Source organism: Enterobacter sp. 302C9, assembly GCF_034106085.1.
GTDB classification, from domain to species: Bacteria; Pseudomonadota; Gammaproteobacteria; order Enterobacterales; family Enterobacteriaceae; genus Enterobacter; species Enterobacter asburiae_B.
In genome coordinates this window covers 1-967 of sequence record NZ_JAWNBW010000028.1, presented here as the reverse complement: position 1 = coordinate 967, position 967 = coordinate 1, and the positions used below count along the sequence as shown (strand labels likewise).

The window sequence follows — 967 nt, the reverse complement described above, 5'->3', positions numbered from 1 at the left end:
GCCTCAAGCGACAGGCCATCCTGCGCGGTAATCGACGCAGCGTTCCCCAGCAGGGTGTCCTTCAGGCCGATGTTGCCGTACTTCCCGCCGGCGTTGATATCAATCTGCTCAACCTGCGTCAGGTTGTTGATGCTGCCGTCCAGGCTCTCCAGCGCGACCGTTTTGCCGCTGATGGTGGAGCTGATGTTATTGATATCGCCGATGGCGCTCAGGTTCAGGTCGCCGCCCGCTTTCATCAGGCCGTTGCTGAGGTTGCTGATGCTGTTCTGGCTGTCGAGCGTCAGGCTGTTTTTCGCCAGCAGCGAGCTGCCGCCGTTGGTGATGCTGCCGCCCTTCAGGGTGACGTTGTTGCCCGCGATCACGCTGCCGTTGTTGACGGTGACGTCCTTCGGCGACAGGTAGAGTTTCGGCACCATCACCGTTTCGCCGTTGACGGTGGCTTTCTCCCACCACAGCAGGCTGTGGTCGAGCGCGGCAATCTGATCGGCGGTCAGCGAGACGCCAAACTGCAGGCCCAGCGACTGCTGCGCCGCCGCGGCGTTGTCCATCAGATAGCGCATCTGATCCAGATCGGAGCCGATGCCGTTCAGGTAGCGGTTACCGGTCTGGTTGAGCACCACGTTGGAGACATAGCGGGTATCGAACGCCGCATCGCCGAGGAAGCGGTAGTCGTAGTCCGGGTTCAGGTTGAGGCGGCCAAGCATATAGGACGAGCCGAGGAACTGCTTCTCGTCGGTAAACGCCAGCCGCGTCTCCTGCGGCGCCGTGGACGACGGTTTGATCCCGAGCATCGCGTTCAGATCGGCAAACAGGGCGGGATCAAGCTGCCCGAGACCGTTCAGTTTCGGGTTGATGCCGATCAGGTACGGGCTTTTCGGGTTGTCGGAGAAGACAAAATAGCCGTTGTTGCCCGACGGCAGCGGGTAAGCGCTGGTGTCGACGCGCTGGCCCTGATAGTGCCCGACGG

General features: G+C 61.7%; 1 pseudogene. It reads right to left on the bottom strand.

The features are described 5' to 3' along the window. A pseudogene (locus UR289_RS21815) lies at window positions 1-967 on the bottom strand (ShlA/HecA/FhaA protein); the annotation flags it as partial.